Annotated in this window: 18 protein-coding genes; 8 read left to right on the forward strand and 10 right to left on the reverse strand. The window is 62.7% G+C overall.

All coding sequences use genetic code 11. The features are described from left to right. Window positions 1-28: 28 nt before the first annotated feature. The 3 genes from HCN50_RS19860 to HCN50_RS19870 are packed head-to-tail and all read right to left on the reverse strand — an operon-like array spanning window position 29 to window position 3571. Window positions 29-1783, reverse strand: a complete 1755-nt coding sequence (locus HCN50_RS19860) for an NAD+ synthase (RefSeq protein WP_171711338.1) — start codon at window positions 1781-1783, stop codon at window positions 29-31. A gap of 44 nt (window positions 1784-1827) precedes the next feature. Continuing rightward, window positions 1828-2181 carry a diacylglycerol kinase gene (locus HCN50_RS19865; RefSeq protein ID WP_171711339.1) on the reverse strand — a complete coding sequence of 118 codons (354 nt, stop codon included), beginning with the start codon at window positions 2179-2181 and terminating at the stop codon, window positions 1828-1830. A gap of 1 nt (window position 2182) precedes the next feature. Continuing rightward, window positions 2183-3571: a class II 3-deoxy-7-phosphoheptulonate synthase gene (locus tag HCN50_RS19870; RefSeq protein WP_171711340.1), complete on the reverse strand. Its 1389-nt coding sequence runs from the start codon at window positions 3569-3571 to the stop codon at window positions 2183-2185. Between the two features lie 171 nt (window positions 3572-3742). On the opposite strand from HCN50_RS19870, the gene HCN50_RS19875 reads away from it, so the two are divergent. Beyond that, window positions 3743-4648, forward strand: a complete 906-nt coding sequence (locus HCN50_RS19875) for an alpha/beta hydrolase family protein (protein ID WP_171711341.1) — start codon at window positions 3743-3745, stop codon at window positions 4646-4648. A gap of 86 nt (window positions 4649-4734) precedes the next feature. Here the strand turns inward: HCN50_RS19875 and HCN50_RS19880 are convergent, their stop codons facing one another. Further along, a complete protein-coding gene (locus HCN50_RS19880) occupies window positions 4735-4959 on the reverse strand; it encodes a hypothetical protein (RefSeq protein WP_171710698.1) in 225 nt (74 codons plus the stop codon). A 213-nt stretch (window positions 4960-5172) separates the two neighbouring features. Here HCN50_RS19880 and HCN50_RS19885 point away from each other — a divergent pair, with 213 nt between their 5' ends. From HCN50_RS19885 to HCN50_RS19895, 3 genes are all read left to right on the forward strand, one after another. Next, window positions 5173-5448 carry a hypothetical protein gene (locus HCN50_RS19885; RefSeq protein ID WP_311968078.1) on the forward strand — a complete coding sequence of 92 codons (276 nt, stop codon included), beginning with the start codon at window positions 5173-5175 and terminating at the stop codon, window positions 5446-5448. Window positions 5449-5544: 96 nt separating this feature from the next. Then, window positions 5545-6150 (forward strand): cysteine hydrolase family protein, encoded by a 606-nt coding sequence (locus HCN50_RS19890; RefSeq protein WP_171711342.1) that lies wholly within the window; start codon window positions 5545-5547, stop codon window positions 6148-6150. Window positions 6151-6233: 83 nt separating this feature from the next. Beyond that, a complete protein-coding gene (locus HCN50_RS19895; protein ID WP_171711343.1) occupies window positions 6234-7310 on the forward strand; it encodes a flavodoxin family protein in 1077 nt (358 codons plus the stop codon). Between the two features lie 218 nt (window positions 7311-7528). Here HCN50_RS19895 and HCN50_RS19900 read toward each other — a convergent pair whose 3' ends face one another. From HCN50_RS19900 to rpiA, 4 genes are all read right to left on the reverse strand, one after another. Further along, window positions 7529-8380 carry a 3-hydroxybutyryl-CoA dehydrogenase gene (locus tag HCN50_RS19900; protein WP_171711344.1) on the reverse strand — a complete coding sequence of 284 codons (852 nt, stop codon included), beginning with the start codon at window positions 8378-8380 and terminating at the stop codon, window positions 7529-7531. Between the two features lie 196 nt (window positions 8381-8576). Continuing rightward, window positions 8577-9962 (reverse strand): glutathione-disulfide reductase, encoded by a 1386-nt coding sequence (gene gor, locus HCN50_RS19905; RefSeq protein ID WP_171711345.1) that lies wholly within the window; start codon window positions 9960-9962, stop codon window positions 8577-8579. Window positions 9963-9995: 33 nt separating this feature from the next. Continuing rightward, on the reverse strand, window positions 9996-10541 hold the full coding sequence (locus HCN50_RS19910; protein WP_171711346.1) for a DUF2059 domain-containing protein: 546 nt from the start codon (window positions 10539-10541) through the stop codon (window positions 9996-9998). A 25-nt stretch (window positions 10542-10566) separates the two neighbouring features. Beyond that, window positions 10567-11265: a ribose-5-phosphate isomerase RpiA gene (gene rpiA / locus HCN50_RS19915; RefSeq protein ID WP_171711347.1), complete on the reverse strand. Its 699-nt coding sequence runs from the start codon at window positions 11263-11265 to the stop codon at window positions 10567-10569. A 116-nt stretch (window positions 11266-11381) separates the two neighbouring features. On the opposite strand from rpiA, the gene HCN50_RS19920 reads away from it, so the two are divergent. The 4 genes from HCN50_RS19920 (at window position 11382) to HCN50_RS19935 (ending at window position 15833) form a co-directional block, all read left to right on the forward strand. Continuing rightward, window positions 11382-12068: an HAD family hydrolase gene (locus HCN50_RS19920; protein WP_171711348.1), complete on the forward strand. Its 687-nt coding sequence runs from the start codon at window positions 11382-11384 to the stop codon at window positions 12066-12068. 255 nt (window positions 12069-12323) lie between these two features. Next, on the forward strand, window positions 12324-13313 hold the full coding sequence (moaA, locus tag HCN50_RS19925) for a GTP 3',8-cyclase MoaA (RefSeq protein WP_171711349.1): 990 nt from the start codon (window positions 12324-12326) through the stop codon (window positions 13311-13313). Window positions 13314-13695: 382 nt separating this feature from the next. Next, window positions 13696-14235 carry a TRAP transporter small permease subunit gene (locus HCN50_RS19930; RefSeq protein WP_171711350.1) on the forward strand — a complete coding sequence of 180 codons (540 nt, stop codon included), beginning with the start codon at window positions 13696-13698 and terminating at the stop codon, window positions 14233-14235. After that, the gene (locus HCN50_RS19935; RefSeq protein ID WP_171711351.1) at window positions 14232-15833 is read left to right on the forward strand and encodes a TRAP transporter large permease; all 1602 of its coding nucleotides are present in this window, start codon (window positions 14232-14234) and stop codon (window positions 15831-15833) included. Before HCN50_RS19930 ends, HCN50_RS19935 begins: the two co-directional genes overlap by 4 nt. Window positions 15834-15918: 85 nt before the next feature. On the opposite strand, the gene HCN50_RS19940 is transcribed toward HCN50_RS19935, so the two are convergent. Further along, window positions 15919-17007 carry a TRAP transporter substrate-binding protein gene (locus tag HCN50_RS19940; RefSeq protein ID WP_171711352.1) on the reverse strand — a complete coding sequence of 363 codons (1089 nt, stop codon included), beginning with the start codon at window positions 17005-17007 and terminating at the stop codon, window positions 15919-15921. A 167-nt stretch (window positions 17008-17174) separates the two neighbouring features. After that, a complete protein-coding gene (locus HCN50_RS19945) occupies window positions 17175-18263 on the reverse strand; it encodes a TRAP transporter substrate-binding protein (protein ID WP_171711353.1) in 1089 nt (362 codons plus the stop codon). Window positions 18264-18321: the final 58 nt, after the last annotated feature.

Below are 18321 nucleotides of genomic sequence, written 5' to 3' on the forward strand. Positions count from 1 at the left end.
GGAAATCATCAACTCGCTGGGCTAGGGCTTATCCCTCAAACACGTCCGCCGAGGCGCGGCCGGCGCGGGCGACCAGCCTTTCGTCGGGCGCGGGCAGCGCCTTGCCGTTGTCACGGAAGCGGTTGGTGATGGGATAGCGGCGGTCGCGGCCAAAATTCTTTTCCGTCACCTTGACGCCCGGCGCCGCCTGTCGGCGCTTGTATTCGGCGACGTTGAGCAGCCGGTCGATCCGTGTCACCACGTCTGCTCGGAAACCGGCCGCGATGATCGTGGCGAGCGGCTCCTCGCGCTCGACCAGCCGTTCGAGGATGGCGTCGAGCATGTCGTAGGGCGGTAGCGAATCCTGGTCGGTCTGGTTCTCGCGCAACTCCGCGGTCGGCGGCCGCGTGATGATGTTGACCGGGATCACCTCGCCCGACGGCCCGAGCGCGCCGTCCGGCTTCCATTCGTTGCGCAGGCTCGAGAGCCGGAACACTTCGGTCTTGTAGATGTCCTTGATCGGATTGAAGCCGCCGTTCATGTCGCCGTAGATCGTGGCGTAGCCGACCGACATTTCCGACTTGTTGCCCGTCGTGACCACCATCGCGCCCGTCTTGTTGGAAATCGCCATCAACAGCGTGCCGCGGGTGCGCGCCTGCAAATTCTCCTCCGTGATGTCGCGCGGCAGGCCGGCGAACGGGGCTGACAGGATCTTCTCGAAACCATTGACGGCATCCGCGATCGGCAGCACCTCGTAGCGGATGCCGAGCGCCTTGGCGAGCTTGGCGGCATCGTCCAGCGAGACCTGCGCGGTGAAGCGGAACGGCAGCATCACGCCGCGCACTTGGTCGGCACCGAGCGCATCCACCGCGATCGCCGCGCACAGCGCGGAATCGATGCCGCCGGAGATACCGAGCAGCACACCGGGAAATCCGTTCTTGCGAACGTAGTCGCGCAGGCCCAGCACGCAGGCCGCGTAATCGCCCTTGTCGCCTTCCACGATCGGCACGACCGGCCCCGAGCAGCGCCAGCCGTCGGCGCCCTTGCTCCAGAGCAGGGTGATGATGCTCTCCTCGAACGCGGGCATTTGCGCCGCGACCGAAAGGTCGGCATTGAGCGCAAACGACGCGCCGTCGAACACCAGTTCGTCCTGCCCGCCGATCTGGTTGAGATAGATCAGCGGCAGGCCGCTCTCGGTGACGCGCGCGACCGCGATCGAGAGCCTGAGATCGTTCTTGTCGCGCGCGTAAGGCGAGCCGTTTGGCACCACCAGAATTTCCGCGCCGGTCTCGGCGAGACACTCGACGACGTTTTCGTATTCCTCGGACTCTTCGAGCCAGATGTCCTCGCAGATGGGAACGCCGATCCGGATGCCCTTGACGGTCACCGGCCCGGAAGCCGGCCCGCGCGCGAACAGCCGCTTTTCGTCGAACACGCCGTAATTTGGCAAATTGGCCTTGAAGCGAAGCGCGGCAATGCGGCCCTGATCGAGCAGCGCGCAGGCATTATAGAGCTTGCCGTCCTCGACCCAGGGCGTGCCGATCAGCACAGCCGGGCCGCCGCCCGCGGTCTCGCGCGCAAGCTCTTCGACCGCTGCGCGGCAGGCGGCCTGGAAGGCGGGCTTCAGCACCAGGTCTTCCGGTGGATAGCCGCAGATGAACAATTCCGGCAGGAGCAGCAGATCGGCGCCGTCGGCCGCAGCCTGCTCGCGCGCGGCACGCGCCTTGGCGGCATTTCCCGTGACGTCGCCGACCGTCGGGTTCAACTGCGCCAGCGTGATCCTGAATAATTTGGGTTCGGTCATGGGAGCGATGGTGCCTTGCACAAGAGCAAACTGCAATGCCAGCTTCAAATTGCGCCCATGCGTTCGGCGAGGGCGAACAGCCAGAATGCACCGGCCATCAACAGTGCGACGCCGACGGCTGCCGATCCCATGTCCTTGACCTGGCCGATCTTCGGATCGTGATCGGTGGTCAGGCGATCGGCGAGCTTCTCGATCGCGGTATTGAGCAGCTCGACAACGAGGACAAAGGCAACGGCCGCAACAAGTTCCACGCAGCGCATCGCCGTGGTGCCGATCAGCCAGGCCAGCGGCACCGATAGCGCCAGCGCGAACAGCTCCTCGCGGACGGCCTGCTCCGAACGGATCGCAAAGGCGAGGCCGTTACGCGTGTTGATGGTGGCCCGCCAAAGTCGCAGCAAATCAGAGTCCCGCTGCGGCCGGCATCGGCTTTTCCTTGCCCGCGCGCTCCTGCTTGAGCAGTTCGGCGATCAGGAAAGCCAGGTCGATCGATTGTTCGGCGTTGAGGCGGGGATCGCAGACCGTGTGATAGCGGTCGTTGAGGTCCTCGTCGGTGATGGCGCGGGCGCCGCCGATACATTCGGTGACGTCCTGGCCGGTCATCTCCAGATGCACGCCGCCGGCATGCGTGCCTTCGGCGGCGTGGATCGCGAAGAACGATTTGACCTCCGACAGCACCCGGTCGAACGGCCGGGTCTTGTAGCCTGACGTCGAGGTAATGGTGTTGCCGTGCATGGGATCGCACGACCAGACCACAACCCGCCCTTCCCGCTTCACGGCGCGGATCAGCGGCGCGAGATGCTCGGCCACCTTGTCGGAGCCGAAACGGTTGATCAGCGTCAGGCGTCCCGGCTCGTTATCCGGATTGAGGATGTCGATCAGCTTCAACAATTCGTCCGGCTTCAGCGAGGGACCGCACTTCAGGCCGATCGGGTTCCTGATGCCGCGGAAATATTCGACATGGCCGTGGTCAAGCTGGCGGGTGCGATCGCCGATCCAGATCATGTGGCCCGAGGTCGCGTACCAGTCGCCGGTCGTGGAATCGACCCGGGTCAGCGCCTGCTCGTAGCCGAGCAGCAGCGCCTCGTGGCTGGTATAGAAATCGGTTGCGCGCAGTTCGGGGTGGCTTTCGAGATCGAGGCCGCAGGCGCGCATGAAATTCAGCGCATCCGAGATACGATCGGCCAATTCCTTGTAGCGCCGCGACTGCGGGGAGTCCTTGAGAAAGCCAAGCATCCACTGATGCACGCTGCCGAGATTGGCAAAGCCGCCGGTCGCAAACGCGCGCAGGAGGTTCAGCGTCGCGGCCGATTGCCGATAGGCCATCAGTTGGCGCTGCGGATCGGGGATGCGCGCTTCGGGCGTGAAGGCGATGTCGTTAATGATGTCGCCGCGGTAGCTCGGCAGCTCGACCCCGCCAACCTTCTCGGTGTTCGACGAGCGCGGCTTTGCAAACTGCCCGGCGATGCGGCCGACCTTCACCACCGGCAGCGCGCCGGCATAGGTCAGAACCACGGCCATCTGCAGCAGCACGCGGAAGAAATCGCGGATGTTGTTGGCGCCGTGCTCGGCAAAGCTTTCGGCGCAATCGCCGCCCTGCAGCAGGAAAGCTTCGCCGCTGGCGACCCGCGCCAGCGCCTTTTTCAGGTTGCGGGCCTCACCGGCAAACACCAGCGGCGGGAACGTGGCCAATTGCGCCTCGACATCTGCCAATGCCTTGGCATCGGGGTATTCAGGCACTTGCAGCACCGGCTTGGTGCGCCAGCTATCGGGCGTCCACCGCTCGGACATGACGTTAACTCCTGAGCAAAAACCGCTACTTACAAGCGATTGTGAAGGCCGCGTTATACACAGGCCTTCAGCCGACCGCCAGTTAGATTTCCAGTAGTTCTGACAAGCCCTTGCAGCAAAAGTCGATTTCGCTTTTGTTATGGCCGCTCGCAAAGCTTGCAGGAGAACACGGTGGCCGAGCCCGTGCTGGACGACGTATTTGGCGACGACATCACGGTGCCCGCAACGGATGGATATCCCCTTGCCGCGACGCTGTTTCTGCCCCGCGGGGCCAAGCGCCACGCGGTCCTGATCAATTCGGCGACCGCCGTTCCCCGCAGATTGTACCGCGGCTTTGCCGGCTACCTCGCCATGCGCGGCTGCGCCGTGTTGACCTATGATTACCGTGGCACCGGCGATAGCAGGCAGCAGGCGCCGACCGGCCACAACCAGCCGAAATCGCTGGTCGGCTTCCAGGCGTCGATGTCCGACTGGGCCGCGCTGGATGTCACGGCGGCGGTCGGCTGGATGCGCGAGCGCTACAAGACGCTGCCGTTCGCCTACGTCGGGCATTCGTTCGGCGGCCAGGCGCTCGGCCTGCTGCCGAACAACTCGGAAATTGCGCGCGCGCTGCTCATTGCAGCCCAGGCCGGCTACTGGAAACTGATGACGGCGCCCGAACGCTACCGCGTCTACGCCATGCTGAACTTTGTCGGCCGCCCCCTTACCCGCATGTTCGGCTACATGCCGGGCAAGGCCGGGCTCGGCATGGACCTGCCGAAGGATGCGTTCCTGCAATGGGCCGGCTGGGTGATGAGCCCGCGCTATCTGTTCGACGACGCCAAGCTCGACAGCTTAAAGAATTTTCCGAAATACCGGGGCGCGTTACGCGCGCTCTGCATGGCCGACGATCCCTGGGCGACGCGGCCTGCGGTCGAACTGCTGTGCTCGGGATTTACATCGATCAAGCCTGAGATCATCACCGTGACGCCGGCGGACACCGGCGCCAGCAAGATCGGGCATATGGGATTCTTCCGGCCCGAACATCGTGACACGCTGTGGTGCGGTGCGGCGGAATGGATCCAGGCGGGCGAATAGTTATCGGATCGCGTCGGCGCGCTGCTGTCCGCGGTAGGCCGCGCCTGGCGTACTATCGGGCTTCGCCAGACGGCCCGCGGCTCACCTCACCACGGCGGCGCGTCATCATCGTCGCCGGGCAAAACGTATTGGACCGCCAACAGCCCGCCCCCGAGGATCGGAAACGCAACGGCGCCGCCCAGCCAGCCGAAGAACGCAATTGAAAAGGCCAACAGGAGCACAGCACATAAGGCATCCGCCCCGATCTTGCCGCCCCGCTCGATCGCATCCTGTCCTCCGGAAAAATAAGCGATGGCGTCCTCGCCGTCCAAGCGCCATCAACCCAAGATGTAATGTGGCACAATGGCAGGAGTTCCGTTCATCCTCGACTTGCCGTCACCTTCAGGATGCAATCAGTACCGGCAGCACCCTTTGGTCGAAGATCGCATCCAATTTGATCCGATTCAGCGGACTCGGTTTGGGTTGCTGGTAATGATTTCCGGGGAAGTTACTGCATCCACTCGGGGCAGAACGGGAGGATTGCTGTGAAACACCATCATCGGCTGGGGACGCAACAACACATCGCTCTCATGGTCATGACAAGAGAAGCGGAGCAGATCACGGTGCTGATCGCCGGCCTTCGCAAGTCAGCCCGCGATATCGACAGGCAACGCCAGAAAGCCGACATCGCACTGCGGCGCGCACTGGACCTCCGCCACAATAATTTGATGGTCACTATCGCCGCATTGGAAGATCGCGTGTCGGCCATCCGGGGGCTAATCAAACTGGATCGCCCATACGTGACGCATCGAATGCACTGACATCCGTCGCTTGATGGCTTCCGGAGGATAACGCGTGGCGCGCGTTCCTGCTCGCCACGCCTGAAACCAGTTCTGGCCTGCCGAATTACCCCTGCGATGAAAGTGGAAACGACGGCCGCCATCAGCGACGCCGCGCACCTGTGCGTCGACATGCAGAACATCTTCGCCAAGGGCGGTGTGTGGGAAACGCCGTGGATGGAGCGTGTGCTGCCGGTGATCTCGAACATTTGCGCGCGGTATCCCGAGCGAACGGTATTCACGCGCTTCGTCACGCCGGAAAAAGCCGAAGATCGTCGCGGCCAATGGCAAGCCTATTTTACGAAATGGCAGCGCGCGACGCGCGGCAGTCTTCCGCCAAACGCGCTCGATCTCGTCCCGGAGCTTGCGCGATACGCACCTCCGGCACTGGTCATCGACAAGCCCGCCTATTCGGCGTTCTTCGGGTCACGGCTCGGCCATCTGCTGGTTGAGCGGCACGTCGGAACGGTGGTGGTGTCAGGCGCGGAAACCGACGTCTGCGTGCTCTCGACCGTGCTCAGCGCCGTCGATCTCGGCTTCCGCGTCATCATCGTGCAGGACGCGCTGTGCAGTTCCTCCGACACCGGACACGACGCGCTGATGACGATGTACCGGATGCGGTTCAACGCGCAAATCGAGCTTGTCAGCGCCGAGGAACTGTTCGACATGTGGCGTCCGGACTAGGCGGTACCGGCCCGGCGCCTGCGGAACTGCCGATCCGGCTCTGGAGTTGATCTTCTGGTATCAACTCACGCGAGGATCGATCCATGGCGGCACCGGACATTCGCAAGGAGATGCCGCCCGTCAAATTGCCGCGCGAGGAATTCGAGAGACGCTATCGCAGCCGCTTCGTCGATCCCGCGTTTCAGCCGCTGCAACGCGAACTCGACGCCATCGTCGCCGCCGCCTGGGATGCCTACAGCCATTCGCGCAAAGCCCCGCATACCCGCAAGGCGGGGCCCGGCTTCGCCGATCCGGAATACGAGATCTCGGTGGACTGGCTCGCGGCGCGCGAGGCCATTCTCGAGGCGCAGCGGCGCCATGACGATGCCGCGGCGCAGCCGCGCATTCTCGTTATCAACGGCTCCGCACGCAGCGAGCATACCTGTCCCGGCGAAACGTCGAAGACGTGGCGGCTGGTCAAGCTCGCCGAGCCGATCTTCACCGAGATGGGGTTTGCCGTCGACATTCTCGACCTGTCGCGGCTGGCCTCGGAATACGGCCGGCAGATTCACCCCTGCAAATCCTGCCTCGCCACCGCGATGCCGCTCTGTCACTGGCCGTGCAGTTGCTATCCGAACTACTCGCTCGGCCAGACCGACGACTGGATGAACGAAATCTATCCGCTGTGGGTGGCGGCCCATGGCATCCTGATCGTGGCGCCGGTGAACTGGTATCACGCCCCGACGCCGCTGAAGGCGATGATGGACCGGCTGGTCTGCGCCGACGGCGGCAATCCCGATCCGACGTCCACCCACGGCAAACATGCCGACCAGGCCAAGGCGCTGGAATTGAAAGGCTGGCCCTACCCGCGCCACTTGGCCGGCCGGTATTTCGGGTTGGTGATTCATGGCGACAGCGCGGGCGTGGAGATGCTGCGGCGCTCGCTGTCGGACTGGTTGACCGACATGTCGCTGATCTCGGCGGGCCGCACCAGTGAGGCCGAAGGCTATGTCGGGTACATGGAGCCTTATGCCACCTCGCACCAGGCGCTGGATGAAGATTGCGAATTCCAGGAGGAAGTGCGCAATGCGGCGCGCGCGCTCGGCAACGCGGTCAAGCTCTCGCGCGCCGGGAAGCTCGAGAATCCTGCGGAGGGGCTCGTCGAGCCTGATCCGAAATAGAAGCTTGGTTGCCCAGGTGGGTCAGCGAAGCGTAACCCACCGCGTCCCCTAGAGTCCGATGAGACTAGGTTCGGTCGATCGCCTGCTACGCCGGCCCTTGACAGCTACTTTGCATGGGGTTGTTTTCGACATTTTGCTTGAGCGGTCAACGCAGCATCGGCCGAAGCTGATCTCATCATGCTCTAACGGCCGATTACGCTATCGCTAATCCGCACTAGTCACTTCCCGTAGCTGTAGAACCCCTGGCCGGTCTTGCGGCCGAGATGGCCGGCGGCGACCATTTCCTTCAGCAAGGGCGCTGGGCGATATTTCGGATCGTTGAAGCCTTCGTAAAACACTTCCATCACCGACAGCATCGTATCCAGCCCGATCATGTCGGCGAGCGCCAGCGGACCGATCGGATGGTTGCAACCGAGCTTCATGCCGGCATCGAGGTCTTCCGCCGTCGCAATACCTTCCTGCAGCGCGAAGATCGCCTCGTTGATCATCGGGCACAGGATGCGGTTGACCGCAAAGCCTGGGCTGTTCTTCGCTGTGATCGCGACCTTGCCAACTCGCTTTGCAAAGGCTTCCGCCTTGGCGTGGGTATCGTCGGATGTCTGCAGGCCGCGGATCAATTCCAGCAGCGCCATCAGCGGCACCGGATTGAAGAAGTGCATGCCGATGAAGCGATCCGGCCGATCCGTCGCCGCGGCGAGTTTCGTGATCGAGATCGAGGAGGTGTTGGTCGCGAGCAGCGCCTGCGGCCGCAATTTTGGGCAGAGGTCCTTCAGGATCTTGACCTTCAAATCCTCGTTCTCGGTCGCCGCCTCGATGACGAGGTCGCAGGTCGAAAGCTTGGCGGTATCCGTGGTCGGGGTAATGCGCGCGATCGCGGCCTGACGGTCGCCGTCGGTCATCTTCTGCTTGTTGACCAGCCGCTCCAGGCTGTTCGAGACGACCGACATGCCACGCGCGAGTGCGGCATCGGAGATATCGGTCATGACGACCGGAAGCCCGGCGGCGGCACAGACCTGCGCGATGCCATTGCCCATCGTGCCTGCGCCTATGATACCGATCTGCTCAATCATTGCTCGCCTACCTCTGTTTGAATGCGGATTACGTCGTTATCAGAATGCGGCGGGCATCGGTAGTCCGGGCCCGTAGGATGGGTGGAGCGACTTGTCCGCCGCAGCTCAACGAGCGGAGGCGGAAGCGATGCCCATCTCTTGCGTTTCGCGGCCAGATGATGGGTTTCGCAGGGGCTCAACCCATCCTACAAACCGCCTACTCAGCCGCTTGCCGCACATACCGCGCCGTCGGCGTGCGCATCGTCACCAATTCTTCCGCAGCGGTCGGATGCAACGCGATCGTCGCGTCGAAATCGGCCTTCGTTGCCTTCATCTTCACGGCAATGGCGACCGCCTGGATGATTTCGGCGGCGGTGTCGCCGACGATGTGGCAGCCGAGCACGCGATCGGTGGTGCCATCGACCACGAGTTTCATCAGCACGCGGGTGTCGCGGCCGGACATCGTCGCCTTGATGGGACGGAAATCGGCCTTGTAGATGTCGACGTGGCTCACTTGCGCGCGCGCCTGCGCCTCGGTCAGGCCGACCGTGCCGACCTCGGGCTGCGAGAACACCGCCGTCGGGATGGTGGCGTGGTCGACCTGGTCCGGCCGCTTGCCGAATACGGTGTCGGCGAAGGCGTGGCCCTCGCGGATCGCGACGGGCGTCAAATTGAGGCGATGAGTGACGTCGCCGATCGCATAGATGTTGTCGACCGAGGTCTTCGACCACTCATCGACGGCGATGCCGCCATTGGCAGGATTGATGGCGACGCCGGCCTTCTCGAGCCCGAGATTGGCCACGTTCGGGTGGCGGCCGATGGCGAACATCACCTTTTCGGAGGCAATGCTCGAACCGCTCGACAGATGCGTGGTGAACTCGTTGCCGTGCCTGTCCACCTTCTCGATGGTGCAGCCGGTGATGATGGTGATGCCCTGCTTTTCCATCTCGGCGCGGACGTGTTTGCGGACGTCCTCGTCGAAGCCGCGCAGGACGTTGTCGCCGCGATACACCACGGTGACGTCGGAGCCGAAGCCGGCAAAGATGCCGGCGAATTCCAGTGCGATATAGCCGCCGCCCTGGATCACGATGCGCTTCGGCAGCTCGGTGAGGTGAAACGCCTCGTTGGAGGAAATCACGTGCTCGATGCCGGGGATCTCCCGCCCGTGATTGGGCGCCCCTCCTGTTGCGATCAGTATGTATTTTGCCGTGACTTTTTCGCCGGTCATCAGCCGGAGCGTATGGGCGTCTTCCAGCACCGCACGGGTCTTCGCGATCCGCGCGCCGCTCTTCTCGACATTGGCGGCATAGATGCCCTCAAGCCGCGCGATTTCCTTGTCTTTGTTAGCGACCAGGGTCGGCCAGTCGAAGGTGACTTCAGGGATGGTCCAGCCGAAGCCTGCGGCATCGGCGATCTCGTGGCGAACGTGGGAGCCGAGCACGAACAGTTTCTTCGGCACGCAACCGCGGATCACGCAGGTGCCGCCCATTCGGTATTCTTCGGCGACCATGACCTTGGCGCCGTAGCCAGCCGCGATGCGGGCGGCGCGAACGCCGCCCGAACCGCCGCCGATAACGAACAGATCGACGTCGAACTTAGCCATTTCAACCCCGCCCGAAGCCGCCCCTGGTGTTGATCAGATTTCCTTGCCGCGCTTCTTCATCTCGGCGCGGAACTGGCCGTTGACGACTTCGGCAAAGGCCTGCGCCCACTGGTTCATATAGGACATGCTGAACTGGATGGCGCGCGGCTCGGCCGACAGTAGCTTCTGGCCGAGCGGCGACTTGTAGAAGGTGACGAGATCCTTCAGTTCCTGCTCGGTGAATTCGTTGGCATAGACCTGCGCCATGCCCTCGCCGATCTCCTTCTCGCGGCCGGCGAGATTTTTGGCGACGATCACCGCGACCTCGTTGAGGTCCTTCTGATAGTTCAGATTGCTCTGCATCAGCACGTTCTTGGTCTGCTCGACCAGGTTGGGAACGGCTGCAGCATACATCGCGCTGGCATTCTTCATCGCCAGGATTTCCTTGGCTGCAGCGATCGCCGCCGGTGAACCGGGCTTGAGTTGCGCGGTCGCAGGCGCCGCGGGCGCATTCTTCTGCTGCGCGTCGGCGGGAACGGTGGTCAGGGCCAGCCCCACTGCAAGGCCGGCCGCCGACAAAATCCGTGAAAGGCTCTTCATTCTTGATTCTCCTCGATTACCGGCGTTACCGCCGCTCAACTACGCGAATTCCCTGGGCGCCTGCCAGGACGGCGGTGCTGGCCAGGCCAATGAACAAACCGTGTTCGACGACACCCGGGATCAGGCTCAGCAGGCTCGCCAGACGCGGCGCATCCGTGATGCAGCCCAGATGGGCATCGACAATCCAGTGGCCGCCATCGGTGACAAAAACGTGGCCATCCGCGCCCTTGCGGAGCCCCATTTGCCCGGAAACGCCGCTTTGGGCAAATGCCGCGGCCATCGCTCGCTGGGTGGCGGCCAGCCCGAACGGAACCACTTCGACAGGTAGGGGGAAACTGCCCAGAACATCGACCCATTTGGTATCGTCGGCAATCACGATCATGCGATCCGAGGCCGCCGCCACGATCTTCTCCCGGAGCAACGCGCCGCCGCCGCCCTTGATCAGGTTAAGCGCGGGATCGACCTCGTCGGCGCCATCAACGGTAAGATCAAGCCGGTCGATTTCATCGAGCGTGGTCAGGGGAATCTTGCAGGCCTCGGCCTGGGCGCGGGTCGCTTCCGAGGTCGGCACGCCAATCACGCGCAATCCGCCGGCAACCCGCTCGCCGAGCAGGTCGACGAAATGCTTGGCGGTCGAGCCGGTGCCGAGCCCGAGCCTCATGCCGTCCTGCACCTGCTCCAGCGCCTGAGCCGCCGCCTGCCGCTTCAATTGGTCCATGTTCACGTGCTGACGCTCCCGGGAATCCGCCGATCCGCGGGCGCATGTCTAGCGTCGTTTGACCGGAAGGAACAGCACCATGAGGACTTGCACGACGCCGCGCCTGCCGCTAGCCAATTCCGATGGCCCTTCCCCGCACCATTGTCTTCGACCTCGACGGCACCCTCGTCGATACCGCGCCGGACCTGATTGCCGCGCTCAATTACGTGCTTGGCCGTGAAGGCCTGCCGCCCGTTCCCCTGAAATCGGCGCGCAACATGATCGGCGCCGGCGCCCGAAAGCTGATCGAGCGCGGGCTTGAGGTGGAAGGCCGAGTGATTGACACAGACGACCTCAACCGCCTCACCAAGGATTTCATCGACTATTACGCCGCCCACATTGCCGATGCCTCGCGGGCGTTTGAGGGGCTGGAAGCAGCCCTCGACGACCTCGCGGCGCAGGGCTGTCGCCTAGCGGTGTGCACCAACAAGCTGGAATGGCTCTCCAAGCGGCTGCTCGACCAGTTGGGTCTAAGCGGACGGTTTTCCGCCATTTGCGGCGCCGACACGTTCGGCGTCTCGAAGCCCGACCCCATCATTCTGCAGCAGACAGTGGCGCGGGCAGGCGGCAATATCGCCGCGACCATCATGGTTGGCGACGCCGGTCCCGACATCGGAGTGGCGAGGCGGGCCGGCGTTCCCGTTATCGGCGTCGAGTTTGGCTACACGGATGTGCCGATCGCCGAGCTGAAGCCGGACCTGCTGATCGGCCATATGCGCGATCTGCCGGCAGCGGTGGAAAGCCTCAGCAAGGTTCCGTCTCGATCCTAAGCATATGATTCATTGTACGTATTTTAACCTGCCCCGCTTGCGAGCCTATTCCGGCACTCCTATGGTTCCCGTTGGGGATTGTGACGCATTGCGCGCGCTGACCCCTGGCGCTCCTCGCTTCAGGCCCTTCGCTATGTTGCGGATTGTAGGCACCTTGCAAGGTGCCTACATTATGTTAGCGAACCAACGGGCAAAGGCCCGCAAGAGGCAGTTTGAATGAGCGGATCTCCGTCACCCGATCATCTGATACGTCCGATGGTCGACCCTTTCGGCCGGACCATCCGGTATCTGCGCGTCTCGGTGACTGATCGCTGCGATCTTCGCTGCTTCTACTGCATGTCCGAGGACATGACGTTCCTGCCGAAGAAGGACCTGCTGACGCTGGAGGAACTCGACCGGCTATGCTCGGCCTTCATCGCCAAGGGCGTGCGCAAGATCCGCCTCACCGGCGGTGAGCCGCTGGTCCGGCGCAATGTGATGTCGCTGGTGCGCTCGCTATCGCGGCATCTTGGCAGCGGCGCGCTCGATGAGCTGACGCTGACCACCAATGGTTCGCAACTGGCTCGGTACGCGGCCGAATTGCGCGATTGCGGCGTCCGCCGCGTCAATGTCTCACTCGACACGCTCGATGCGCAAAAGTTCCGCGCGATCACCCGCTGGGGTGATCTCGACAAGGTTTTGGCCGGCATCGAGGCCGCGCGCGACGCAGGTCTTGCGGTCAAGATCAACGCCGTGGCGCTGAAGAACATGAACGAGGAGGAAATCCCCTCGCTGATGGAATGGGCGCACGGCAAGGGCATGGCGCTGACGCTGATCGAAGTCATGCCGATGGGCGACATCGGCGAAGGGCGCATTGACCAGTACGTGCCGCTGTCGCTGCTCCGCGCCCGCCTCGCCCAGCACTACACCCTGACGGATCTCGACGATAATACCGGCGGCCCTGCCCGCTATGTCAGCGTCACCGAGACCGGCGGCAAACTCGGCTTCATCACGCCGATGACCCATAATTTCTGCGAGTCCTGCAACCGGGTACGGATCACCTGCACCGGTACGCTGCACACCTGCCTAGGCCACGAGGACGCCTCCGATTTGCGCAAACCGTTGCGGGCGTCCGCCGACAACGATCTGTTGTCCGCGGCCATCGACCGCGCCATCGGGCTGAAGCCGAAGGGCCACGACTTCATCATCGACCGCCGGCATAATCGCCCGAGCGTCTCGCGCCATATGAGCGTGACCGGCGGCTAGAGTCCGCCAGTTAACGTTCTCACCCGTAGAAACGCGGATTTATCAGGCCAACCAATCAATTGCTCCCCGCGTCAATTTGTCCATTTTCCGATTGACGCAGCCGCGGCGCGCTGAAATGGTGCGCCTGCTTTCACGCCAGCACGGCCGGGAACAGGCCGCTGCAACCCGAGGGTTGCGGACAAGACGGCGGTAGCGCAAGACGGGGGAGGACGTATCGTTGCAAGCGCATCTGCGAATGGGCTGCGGGCTCGCGCGTTTTTCGCGCGGGAGCGTACATGCGTGGAGAATGCATGACGACCGCTCGAGGCCTCCGGCGCAAGATGGCAACGCAAGATCAATGAAGACATCCGGCACGCATCACTGACGTGTCGAGGAGAGCGTAATGCGCCCATTGTTGGCACTGAGTAATTCAATCGATTGGCTCAATGAGAAACTAGGCGGCGTCTGTAACTGGCTCGTGCTCGCAGCCTGCGTGGTCAGCGCCGCCAATGCGATGATCCGCTACGCGTTCGGCTACTCTTCTAACGCCTGGCTCGAACTGCAGTGGTACATGTTCGCCGTCTTCGTGATGTTCGGCGCTTCCTACACCTTCAAGAAGAACGAGCATGTCCGGGTCGAGATCCTCTATCTGATGCTGTCCGAGCGTGGGCAGCTCAAGCTCGATCTGATCGGCACGCTATTCTTCCTCATCCCGTCCTGCCTGCTCCTCAGCTATCTCTCGTGGCCGTTCTTCATGCAGGCCTACGAGGTGGGCGAAACGTCGAGCAACGCCGGCGGCCTCTTGCGCTGGCCGATCAAGCTGGTCGTGCCCGTGGGCTTCGTGTTCCTCGCGCTGCAGGGCGTTTCTGAAGTGATCAAGCGCATCGCAGCGCTGCAGGGTTATGTCGTGATCGATGCGAAGTATGAGAGGCCCACCCAATGATCACGCTGGAGATGATGCCGCCGCTGATGTTCGGCGGCTTGATTCTGGCCATGCTGATCGGCTTCCCGGTGGCCTTCACGCTGGCCGCGCTGGGGCTGTCGTTCGGCTTCCTGTCGATCCACCTCGGCTTCTTCGACCTCAACTTCCTGCAGGCGATCCCGGGCCGCATCTTCGGCAGCGTGCTTTCCAACGAATTGCTGCTGGCGATCCCCTTCTTCACCTTCATGGGCTCGGTGCTGGAGCGATGCGGCCTCGCCGAAGACATGCTGGACTCGATGGGCCAGCTGTTCGGCCCGGTTCGCGGCGGCCTCGGCTATTCCGTGATCATCGTCGGCTTCATTCTCGGCGCGATCACCGGAACGGTGGCGGCGCAGGTCATCGCCATGGCGCTGATCTCAATGCCGGTGATGCTTCGCTACGGCTATAACACCCGCTACATCACCGGCGTGCTTGCGGCATCCGGCACCATCACGCAATTGGTGCCGCCCTCGCTGGTGCTGATCGTGATGGCTGACCAGCTCGGTAAATCGGTCGGCGACATGTATCTCGGCGCCTGGGGACCGTCGATCCTGCAGATCGTGCTGTTCGCCGGCTACACATTCTTTCTAAGCATCTTTCTGCCGCACCACGTTCCGGCGGTCCCCAAGGACGCGCTGACGCTACGGGGCTGGCCGCTCTGGCGTAAATGCCTGATGGGCATCATTCCTTCGGCCGTTCTGATCTTCGTGGTGCTCGGCACCATGATGCTCGGCCTGGCGACGCCGACCGAAGCCGGCGCGATGGGTGCGATCGGCGCCATCGTGCTCGCGGCGATCCATCACAAGGATCTCAGCGACAAGGGCCACAAGATGCTCCTCCTCGGCATCGCCGCCACCGGCGTCGCGGTGATCGTCGGAATGCTCCTCGGCGAAGGCAAAGTACTCAAGTTGACCTTCGCGGTGCTCTATCTCGCGGTGGTCTGGCTCTGCCTGGAAGCTGTCCGCATTCCGGACCTGCGCGACCTGATCAAGCAGGGCTATGAGTCTACGATGCGCCTCTCCACCATGGTGGTGTTCATCCTGATCGGCTCGACCTGCTTCTCGGTGGTCTTCCTCGGGGTGTCCGGCGGCGTGTGGCTCGAGCACCATCTGACCTCGCTCCCCGGCGGCGTCTGGGGCTTCCTGATCTTCATCAACCTCTTCATCTTCTTCCTGGCGTTCTTCCTCGACTTCTTCGAGATCGCCTTCATCATCCTGCCGATGGTGGCGCCGATCGCGCAGAAGGTGCTGGCGCCGGTGGTCGGGCCGGACGCGGCGCTGATCTGGTTCGGCGTCATGCTCTGCGTCAACATGCAGACCTCGTTCCTGCACCCGCCGTTCGGCTTTGCGCTATTCTATTTGCGCGGCGTTGCGCCCAAGGAAGTGAAGAGCTCCGACATCTATTGGGGCGCGCTGCCCTGGATCGGACTGCAGGCGATCATGGTGGCGATCGTGATCGCCTTCCCGGTCGTGGTCACCGCGTTGCTTGACAAGCCGCTCGACGTCGACCTCAGCAAGGTCAAGATCGAGGTGCCGCAGATCGAGCTGCCGCCGCTGGATTTCGGCGGGCCGAAGCAATAGCGACGCAGGTTTATGGCGACCGCATAAAAGACCCCGCGAGCTTTCGCTCCGGGGTCTTCCTTTAACGCAGTATCTGCGGGACCCGTCAGCCTTGCGGATTGCGCGCCATGAAGCTGTCGTAGCCGAGTTCGGCGACCTGGAACCACTGGTATCCGTTGGTCGTGAACGCGTTCATGGAGTCCAGCACCTTCTTGAAGTTCGGATTGGAGGCTGACGTTTCGGCGTACAGCTCCTTGGTCGCCTTCAGGCAGGCCTGCATGATCGGCGGCGAAAAGCTGTGCAGCTTGGTGCCGCCCGCGAGCAGCTTCTTCAATGCCGGCGGGTTGCCCTGATCGTATTTGGCCATCATCCAGCTATTGGCCGCCTGCCCGGCCTGCTCGAGCGCGCTCTGATAGTATTTCGGCAGCGAATTCCATTTATCTAGGTTGACGAGGCCGAGCAGCATCGGGCCGCCCTCCCACCAGCCGGGATAGTAGTAATGCGGCGCGACCTTGTTGAAGCCGAGCTTTTCGTCGTCATAGGGACCGACCCACTCTGCCGCATCGATAGTGCCCTTTTCGAGCGCGGGATAGATGTCGCCGCCGGCAAGTTGTTGCGGGACGACGCCGAGCTTCGCCATCACGCGGCCGGCAAAGCCGCCGATGCGCATTTTCAATCCCTTCAGGTCCTCGACGGTGTTGATCTCCTTGCGGAACCAGCCGCCCATCTGACAGCCGGTATTGCCGGCCAGAAACGAGGTGACGTTGTAGCTCTTGTAGAACTGGTTGAGCAGCTCTCTGCCGCCACCCAGCATGTACCATGCCTGGTTCAGGCGCTGGTTCGGGCCGAACGGCACCGCCGTGCCGAAGGCGAAGGTCGGGTCCTTGCCGAAGTAATAATAGGACGCGGTATGGCCCATCTCGACGGTGCCGTTCTGCACGGCGTCGAGCACCTGCAGGCCGGGAACGATTTCCCCGCCGGCGAAGGCCTGTATCTGAAACTTGTTGTCGGTGGCTTCGCCGACGAGCTTGGCCATCAATTCCACCCCGCCCCACAGGGTGTCGAGCGACTTCGGCCAGCTTGCCGTCAGGCGCCATTTCAGCTCCGGCATAGATTGAGCAATGGCCGGAGCCGCCAGCGTTGCCGCGCCCGCCGCGCCAATGCCGGTTACTTTGAGAAAATCTCTTCTTTTCATTGAATCCATCCCTGTTGGTGAACGTGTCGTGGCCTTCTTGGCGAGGCCTTCCGCTGGGCAGCATGGAACAACCGGTTCCCGATTTCCATCCCGAATGCTACGGGGCAACGAAAAAGCCCAGCCTTCTTGCGAAGGCCGGGCTGCGCTTTCTACGAATTAAGACGTAATCAGCCGCGGGTGCGCGAGCGGATCATGAAGCTGTCATAGGTGTATTCGGCAACCTGCCACCACAGATACTGGTCGGAGCGGTAGGCCTGCATCGCGTCGATCGACTTCTTGAAGTCGGCGTTCTTGCCGGAAATCTCGGCCCACAATTCATTGGTGGCCTTCAGGCAAGCTTCCAGCACTTCATTGGTGAAGGGACGAAGCTGCGTGCCGCCGGCGACCAGCCGCTTCAGCGCGGACGGGTTCTGCATGTCGTAACGCGCATTCATCCAGGTGTTGGCGTGCGCGGTCGCGTTGGCCAGAATCGCTTGATAGTTCTTTGGCAGCGAATTCCACTTCTCGAGGTTGACGAAGGCGTGGACCATCGGGCCGCCTTCCCAGAAGCCCGGATAGTAGTAGTACTTCGCAACCTTCTGGAAGCCGAGTTTCTCGTCATCATACGGACCGACCCACTCGGCCGCATCGATGGTGCCCTTTTCGAGCGCCGGATAGATGTCGCCGCCGGCGAGCTGCTGCGGCACTACGCCGACCTTCTGCAGGACCTGGCCGGCGATGCCGCCGATGCGCATCTTGAGGCCGGAGAGGTCGGCAACCGTCTTGATCTCCTTGCGGAACCAGCCGCCCATCTGCGTGCCGGTGTTGCCGGTGGCAAAGCCGATCACGCCGAACTTCTTGAAGAACTCGTTGCCGAGCGCCTCACCGCCGCCCTGGTACCACCAGGAGTTCTGCTGGCGCGCGTTGAGGCCGAACGGGACCGAAGCGTAGATCGCAAACGTCGGATCCTTGCCGACATAGTAATATGAGACGGTGTGGCACATCTCGACGGTGTTGTTGGAGGTCGCATCCAGCGCCTGCAGGCCGGGGACGATTTCGCCGGCAGCGAACACCTGGATCTGAAACTTGTTGTCGGTCATTTCGGCGACGTACTTCGCCACCTGCTCGGCACCGCCATAGATGGTGTCGAGCGATTTCGGGAAGCTCGACGTCAGGCGCCATTTGATCTCAGGCGATGATTGCGCGATCGCCGGCGAGGCAACGGCTGTCGCGGCAGCACCGGCCGCTGAAACCTTCAAAAAATCACGACGCTTCATTCAAGTCTCCTTAAGACGGGACGTTTTCCATTATTCCGCGAGCATGTCCTCCGGCGGG

This window comes from Bradyrhizobium archetypum, from assembly GCF_013114835.1.
GTDB lineage: Bacteria > Pseudomonadota > Alphaproteobacteria > Rhizobiales > Xanthobacteraceae > Bradyrhizobium > Bradyrhizobium archetypum.